Source organism: Faecalicatena fissicatena, from assembly GCF_016900595.1.
In the GTDB taxonomy this organism is placed as follows: Bacteria; Bacillota; Clostridia; order Lachnospirales; family Lachnospiraceae; genus Claveliimonas; species Claveliimonas intestinigallinarum.
Genome location: NZ_JACLYY010000014.1, coordinates 89,388 through 95,663, shown reverse-complemented (window position 1 = coordinate 95,663; position 6,276 = coordinate 89,388). Strand labels below are relative to the sequence as shown.

Below are 6,276 nucleotides of genomic sequence, written 5' to 3'. Positions count from 1 at the left end.
GGTCTGATTTCCGTTCTGAATATTTCTCTTAGAAATTTTCAGGGTCGTTGTCTATTGTTCAGTTATCAAGGTTCTTTTTGTCTTTTGCTGTCTCTCGCGAGTCAGCTTTTCTATAATAGCATTTTGTTTTTCTGTTGTCAAGAACTTTTTTTAAGTTTTTTTGACATCATTTTCAGTTCTCAGAACCGATGCTATTATAAGCGGAGAAGGAGGGATTTGAACCCTCGCGCCGCTGTTAACGACCTACTCCCTTTCCAGGGGAGCCCCTTCGGCCAGCTTGGGTACTTCTCCAAATTGCCCTTTTCATATCACACAGACTTTCGTCTATTCAATATGAAGCGGAGAGGGTGGGATTCGAACCCACGCGCCCTTGCGGACAAACGGTTTTCAAGACCGCCTCGTTATGACCACTTCGATACCTCTCCACGTTGGTTTGTTTTCATGCCGCTTTCTCAGCGACATTGGTTATTTTATCACACTGAAAAACCTGAGTCAATACAAAATTTTAAATTTTTTGGATTTTCCTGTCAAAGATCCGGAAAGCACCTCTTTACAAACACTTTCGCTATGTCCAGGTCCTCCGGAGTCGTGATCTTGATGTTCTCGTAGCTCCCTTCTGTCATGTGAACAGGAATACAGAGCTCATTCTCCACAGCCATGGCATCGTCCGTGGCCTGTATCTTGTCCCGGGACATCATTTTTGCGTACGCCTCTAGGATGATAGAAGCGTCAAAGACCTGGGGAGTCTGGATAATCCACACAAACCTCCGGTCAGGCGTCTCCCTGGAAAATGTCTTCTCATCTACAATCTTTACTGTATCCTTGCTCGGGACACCCACCACACAGGCATGATATTTTTGCACATCGCAGTATGCCCTCCGAATGATCTCCTCTGTCAGGAAGGGTCTGGCGCTGTCATGGATAAAAATATACCTGTCCTGAAGATCACCCTCAGCCCGTACCGCCTTCAAGCCTTCCCACACAGAGTGATACCTTTCCCGGCCTCCCTCCACGATGTGGGTCACTTTTGTAAAATGATATTTTCCCACAAATTCTTTTCTGACATACTCTGTCTGCCCCGCCCCGGTCACCAGAACCACGTCATCGATCACCTCTGACCTCTCAAATATGCGAAGCGAATAAAAGAGGACCGGGCGGTCCTGAATCAGAAGATACTGCTTCTGTATCCTCGAGCCCATCCTCGTCCCCTGTCCTCCCGCCAGCAAAATAGCGGTACATCTTTTCTTTGTCCCGGTCTCTCTGCCCATCCTCTTTACCTCTCGCCCAGCTTCAGGTTGGGAACCGCGTTGAGATCCCAGCCGTGTCTGGTACCGTTTCTATATTCGTAGTAGGCGGCCACACCGATCATGGCCGCGTTATCTGTACAATAAATGGGAGAGGGATAGTAGAATTTAATCCCCCTGTCTTCACAGGCCTGTGCCATCGCCTGGCGAAGCGCACTGTTGGCGGCCACGCCTCCTGCAATGGCAAATTTATCCACGCCGAATTCTTCCACCGCGTGCATGGCATTCCCAACCAGCACGTCTGTCACCGCTTTCTGGAAAGAAGCAGCCACATCCGCCTGACTGAAGGTCTCCCCCTTCATACGGCAGCCATTGATGTAGTTGAGGACTGCCGACTTCACACCACTGAAGCTGAAATCGTAGGGCGCATCCTCCACGCGGGCTCTGGGAAACTGGATGGCGTCCGGATTCCCCTCCTTTGCCACCTTATCGATCTTTGGGCCTCCCGGATAGCCAAGCCCAATGGCCCGGGCCACCTTGTCAAAGGCCTCCCCTGCCGCGTCGTCCCTGGTCCGTCCCAGGATATCGAATTTTCCATAGTCTCTGACCCGCACAAGATGGGTGTGCCCGCCGGAGACAACCAGACAGAGGAAGGGCGGCTCCAGCTCCTTGTGCTCGATAAAATTGGCCGCAATATGTCCCTCAATGTGATGCACTCCCACCAGTGGTTTGCCTGCCGCGTAGGCGATGGCCTTGGCCTCCGCCACACCCACAAGGAGGGCTCCCACAAGTCCGGGGCCGTAGGTGACGCCCACCGCGTCTATGTCCCGCAGGGAAACGCCGGCCTCCACCAGCGCCTTCTCTATGACCTGATTGATCTTCTCGATATGCTTTCTGGACGCGATCTCCGGCACCACTCCGCCGTACAGCGTGTGGAGGTCGATCTGTGAATATATAATATTCGAGAGGATCTCCCTGCCGTTTCTGACGACAGCCGCCGCCGTCTCGTCACAGGAGCTCTCTATCGCAAGGATAAGAATATCTTTCTCTTCGTTCATTTCACTTGCCTCTGCCTTCCTATTTATCATCTGAAAATACCAGTTCCATCGTTCTGCCGTCTCTGGCCGTCACCGTATTGGGAAAGATTTCCCTCACATCATTCAAAAACTCCTCCGGGTGATTGAGGGAGGGACTGTAATGAGTCAGCCACATCTCCTTCACCTCCGCCTCCTTCGCAAGGCGGGCCGCCTCGTAGAACGTCATATGCTTGTACTCTTTAGCCTTTTTCTGCTTATCCTTCTCCCCGTACATTCCCTCGCAGACAAACAGATCCGAGTGTCTGGCGTTGCTGCGTATGGAATCCGTAGGCCGGGTATCCGTGCAGTAGGTGACCTTCAGCCCCTTCCTGGGAGGTCCCAGCACCATGTCCGGTGTCAGCGTCCGCCCTTCATATTCCACGGTCTCTCCCTTCTGGAGCAGGCCCCAGCAACGCTGGGGAATGTCCGCAGCCTGAGCCCGGGCCACATCAAATTTCCCCGCCCGGTCAATCTCCAGCGTGTAGCCGTAGCAGAGCACATTGTGGTTGACCCGGAAGGCCTTCAGACGGTATCCGTTCATCTCAAATGTCTGCTCCGGCTCCGTAATCTCCAGAAACCGGATTTTAAAGGGAAGTTCAGGGGCAATAACCCGCAGAGCGTTCACCACTCTCTCCAGCCCCTTTGGGCCGATCAGAGTGAGGGGCTCCGTCCGATCCGCATTTCCCATGGTGAGCAGAAGGCCGGGCAGTCCGCTGATGTGATCCCCGTGATAATGGGTAAAACAGATCACATCGATGGGCTTAAAGCTCCATCCCTTCTCCTTGATGGCGATCTGGGTTCCTTCCCCGCAGTCGATAAGAAGACTGCTCCCGTTGTAGCGGACCATCAAAGCGGTCAGCCAGCGATAAGGGAGGGGCATCATCCCTCCCGTTCCAACTAAACATACATCTAACATTCTATTCTCCTACCGGAATAACAAATGTGGCGACAAGGGCGTCGTAGCACTCCTCGCAGAGATCGAAGACGTCCACCTGGTTGTCCTTCTCGGAAAAGTACCCCCACCTCTTTTCCACAGAGAGGAAATCCGCTCTCGGCTCCCCCTTTTCTGTGGGGATCTCTCTTCCACATTTATTACAGATTATTTTTTTTATTTTTCTCTGAGTTTCTCTTGTTTCTATCATTTCATACTGGCGCATACATTTCCTCCTAAATGGTATCTCACAGGATTGTTCTTCTGTTACGCCTACATTATATATGGATGAACTGCCCCGTCATAGTGGGAACTGCTTCCTCCTCTGACAGCTATTTCCCCAGGTCACGGCTCATCAGCACGCCGGCCTCCACAGGATCGCTGTAAAATCTCCTTCGGACGCCGTCCTGCACGAACCCGTAATCCGTATAGAAGGAAATAGCCGGTCCATTGCTCTCTCTCACATCAAGGAGCAGCCTTGTGATCCCCCCTATCTCGCAGAGATTTTCCAGCTCCAGAAGAAGCCGGGCGCCTACCCCCTGCCGTCTCTTTCGGGGGATTACAGCGATCCGGGCAATCTCTCCATCCTCCAAAGCATAATACATGATCAGGTACCCGATCAGCTGGTAATCCTCATAGGCCACAAGGAGCAGCGTCTGCTTTTGTCTGTAGCTGTCCATCAGCGCCCTCTCACTCCAGGGATCCGGGAATATCTCCGCTTCCAGCCTGGCCACAGCGGGGATATCTGTCTCTTTCATCTTTCTGATCACTAGCATGTTCCTACTCCTTTTTCTCCCGCTGCGCCCTCTCCCGCTCAGCCTGGGACACCCGCAGATAATCCGGTGCGTGCTGGGCGGCCGTCTCCGTCCTGCCCTGCCTGTAATACTCCATCCCCAGAGCTCCCACTGAGGCCGCTCTCTGCCTGTTCATATGAGCCGGCGCGTATGTGTGGGGAACCGACAGCCTCCCCTCCAGGGTCTCCCTGTATACCGGGACTCCATCCCCCAGAAGGATCACCGCCTGTCCCAGCTCGTTCAGCCGGTCCGCCAGCTCCGACACAGGGATGGCACACTGGTCCATGACTGTGGAAAATCCCCCTTCAAAGGAGTAAATACCCGTGTAGACCTGCTTCCGCCTGGCGTCCATGAGAGGACACACCAGCTCCGACACGCCGTACATGTTGTAGGCAAGTCCCTCCAGTGTGGGAATATGGATCAGCGGGATGTCCAGGGCCAGCCCCAGCCCCTTCGCCGTGGCCGACCCGATCCGAAGCCCGGTGAAGGATCCCGGGCCAGCCGCCACCGCGATGGCGTCCAGCGTTTTCAGGTCCAACTCGATCATCCTGGCTATCTCATCCACCATGGGAAGGAGTGTCTGAGAGTGGGTCTTTTTGTAATTGACTGTGTATTCCGCGATTGTCTGCTCTTCCTCCAGGACGGCCGCCGAAGCCACCAGCCCGGAGCTGTCCAGTGCTAATATCCTCATTGCTGCATCTTCCTTATCTGTATGATTATCGATCATGGCCTTTTTCCTCCACAGTGATCCTGCGGTAATCAAAGCCCCGGCCCGGGTCTTTCTCTATCTTTATTTCCACATAGTGCTCCGGCAGGATCTCCTCGATCAGGTCTGCCCACTCGATCAGGCTGACACCTTCCCCGTAAATGCAGTCCTCGTATCCAATCTCCTCCATCTCCTCCACGTCACCGATCCGGTACACGTCGAAATGATAGAGAGGCATGCGGCCCTCCTCGTAGATCTGGACGATCGTAAAGGTGGGACTGCTGACAGGCTCCTCTATACCAAGGCCCTTTGCCAGTCCTTTCGTGAACACGGTCTTCCCGACTCCCAGGTCGCCTACCAGGGTGTAGACGTCACCGGGCACGGCTTTCTCTCCGATCTGGCGCCCCAGATCAAAGGTATCTTTTTCACTGTTCGACTCAAATACCATTCGTTTATCTCCTGTCCTGACTTTTTCTGATGCTCACAGCCGCCTGGGGCACATGGGCCGTGATCATGTCCACCGCCGCCCCATAGTCATCCCCGAGCTGGGAGATGGGCAGCACCATGGCATGCTTTTTCTCGTCATAGAGAATGAGAATGTGCTTTCTGGATACCGCCTTTTTCACATTCTCCCAGGGCACTCTCTTTTCCCTCTCAGCCGCCATTGTCCTTATGCCCTCCTGGTCAAAAATGTATTCCACAGGCTTTACAAATTTCTTCTGCCCCTGCAGGACAGACACCCTGTTTTTGATCACCGCCGGGAAACCAAAGAAGAGGAGCAGGGCAAACACCGCAAAGAGCAGCATCATAAACCATTCTCTCCGTATCCCAAAAGCCACCGCCAGCCCCGCGTTCAGCGCTCCCAGCGCCAGCACGGCTATGCCCGCTCCTCCTGTATAAATCTGATACATCATAAATTCAGTGATAGCCTCCGCGTCCAGCGTGATCTGCGCCCTTATCTCCTTCTTTTCCTTTTCCATCCCAGCTCTCCTTTACATCTATGTGGAACATTATAGCATATCTTTTTTTCTTCGGCTACACATGATATACTTAATTAAAGACTGCGTCAGGCAGATAATTACGATTTAAAGGAGGCACCCTGAATTGAAGTTTACATTTTATCACAACAATATCAATGTATATGATCTGGAAAAATCCCTTGATTTTTACGAGAAGGCCCTGGGCCTTACCGTGACCCGGCAGACGGAGGCCGAGGACGGGAGCTTCAAGCTCGTCTACCTGGGAGACGGCGTCACCCCCCACCTTCTGGAGCTCACCTGGCTCAGGGACATGGACAGGCCCTACAATCTGGGGGACAATGAATTCCACCTGGCTTTCCACACGGACGATTTCGAGAAGGCTCACCAGCTCCACAAGGAGATGGGATGCATCTGCTTTGAGAACGAAGCCATGGGCATTTACTTCATCTCTGACCCGGACGGCTACTGGCTGGAGATCTGCCCCTAGATCTGTTCCCAGCCGCCCTCAAGAGCCGGGCCAGGCAAAGGATAAAAAATGGATAAGC

9 protein-coding genes and 2 tRNA genes are annotated in these 6,276 nt (G+C 53.2%); 1 reads left to right on the top strand and 10 read right to left on the bottom strand.

What is annotated here, in order from left to right; all coding sequences use genetic code 11:
* Positions 1 to 201 precede the first annotated feature (201 nt).
* The 10 genes from H7U36_RS13065 to H7U36_RS13020 all read right to left on the bottom strand — a co-directional run bounded on the left by H7U36_RS13065 (position 202) and on the right by H7U36_RS13020 (position 5,731).
* Positions 202 to 291: transfer RNA gene (locus H7U36_RS13065), tRNA-Ser, on the bottom strand.
* A gap of 48 nt (positions 292 to 339) precedes the next feature.
* A tRNA-Ser gene (locus tag H7U36_RS13060) sits at positions 340 to 425 on the bottom strand.
* A 102-nt stretch (positions 426 to 527) separates the two neighbouring features.
* Positions 528 to 1,268: a 2-C-methyl-D-erythritol 4-phosphate cytidylyltransferase gene (ispD, locus tag H7U36_RS13055; RefSeq protein WP_205156290.1), complete on the bottom strand. Its 741-nt coding sequence runs from the start codon at positions 1,266 to 1,268 to the stop codon at positions 528 to 530.
* Between the two features lie 5 nt (positions 1,269 to 1,273).
* Positions 1,274 to 2,302: a tRNA (adenosine(37)-N6)-threonylcarbamoyltransferase complex transferase subunit TsaD gene (gene tsaD / locus H7U36_RS13050; RefSeq protein ID WP_191493911.1), complete on the bottom strand. Its 1,029-nt coding sequence runs from the start codon at positions 2,300 to 2,302 to the stop codon at positions 1,274 to 1,276.
* A gap of 19 nt (positions 2,303 to 2,321) precedes the next feature.
* The gene (locus H7U36_RS13045; RefSeq protein ID WP_033127087.1) at positions 2,322 to 3,236 is read right to left on the bottom strand and encodes a ribonuclease Z; all 915 of its coding nucleotides are present in this window, start codon (positions 3,234 to 3,236) and stop codon (positions 2,322 to 2,324) included.
* 1 nt (position 3,237) lies between these two features.
* Entirely contained in the window at positions 3,238 to 3,477 is a 240-nt protein-coding gene (locus H7U36_RS13040) for a hypothetical protein (protein ID WP_033127088.1), read from the bottom strand.
* A gap of 106 nt (positions 3,478 to 3,583) precedes the next feature.
* A complete protein-coding gene (rimI, locus tag H7U36_RS13035; RefSeq protein ID WP_191493910.1) occupies positions 3,584 to 4,027 on the bottom strand; it encodes a ribosomal protein S18-alanine N-acetyltransferase in 444 nt (147 codons plus the stop codon).
* Between the two features lie 4 nt (positions 4,028 to 4,031).
* A complete protein-coding gene (gene tsaB / locus H7U36_RS13030; RefSeq protein WP_033127096.1) occupies positions 4,032 to 4,736 on the bottom strand; it encodes a tRNA (adenosine(37)-N6)-threonylcarbamoyltransferase complex dimerization subunit type 1 TsaB in 705 nt (234 codons plus the stop codon).
* A gap of 25 nt (positions 4,737 to 4,761) precedes the next feature.
* Positions 4,762 to 5,199: a tRNA (adenosine(37)-N6)-threonylcarbamoyltransferase complex ATPase subunit type 1 TsaE gene (gene tsaE, locus H7U36_RS13025; protein ID WP_033127090.1), complete on the bottom strand. Its 438-nt coding sequence runs from the start codon at positions 5,197 to 5,199 to the stop codon at positions 4,762 to 4,764.
* A 4-nt stretch (positions 5,200 to 5,203) separates the two neighbouring features.
* Positions 5,204 to 5,731: a YcxB family protein gene (locus tag H7U36_RS13020; protein ID WP_191429098.1), complete on the bottom strand. Its 528-nt coding sequence runs from the start codon at positions 5,729 to 5,731 to the stop codon at positions 5,204 to 5,206.
* A gap of 124 nt (positions 5,732 to 5,855) precedes the next feature.
* Between H7U36_RS13020 and H7U36_RS13015 the strand changes: the two genes are divergently transcribed.
* Positions 5,856 to 6,218 (top strand): VOC family protein, encoded by a 363-nt coding sequence (locus tag H7U36_RS13015; RefSeq protein ID WP_033127092.1) that lies wholly within the window; start codon positions 5,856 to 5,858, stop codon positions 6,216 to 6,218.
* Positions 6,219 to 6,276: the final 58 nt, after the last annotated feature.

Coding starts and splice junctions, on each gene's coding strand:
- H7U36_RS13045 (WP_033127087.1), bottom strand. CDS start 3,236: ATGTTAGATGTATGTTTAGTTGGAACGGGAGGGATGATGCCCCTCCCT.
- tsaB (WP_033127096.1), bottom strand. CDS start 4,736: ATGAGGATATTAGCACTGGACAGCTCCGGGCTGGTGGCTTCGGCGGCC.
- tsaD (WP_191493911.1), bottom strand. CDS start 2,302: ATGAACGAAGAGAAAGATATTCTTATCCTTGCGATAGAGAGCTCCTGT.
- rimI (WP_191493910.1), bottom strand. CDS start 4,027: ATGCTAGTGATCAGAAAGATGAAAGAGACAGATATCCCCGCTGTGGCC.
- H7U36_RS13040 (WP_033127088.1), bottom strand. CDS start 3,477: ATGCGCCAGTATGAAATGATAGAAACAAGAGAAACTCAGAGAAAAATA.
- ispD (WP_205156290.1), bottom strand. CDS start 1,268: ATGGGCAGAGAGACCGGGACAAAGAAAAGATGTACCGCTATTTTGCTG.
- H7U36_RS13020 (WP_191429098.1), bottom strand. CDS start 5,731: ATGGAAAAGGAAAAGAAGGAGATAAGGGCGCAGATCACGCTGGACGCG.
- tsaE (WP_033127090.1), bottom strand. CDS start 5,199: ATGGTATTTGAGTCGAACAGTGAAAAAGATACCTTTGATCTGGGGCGC.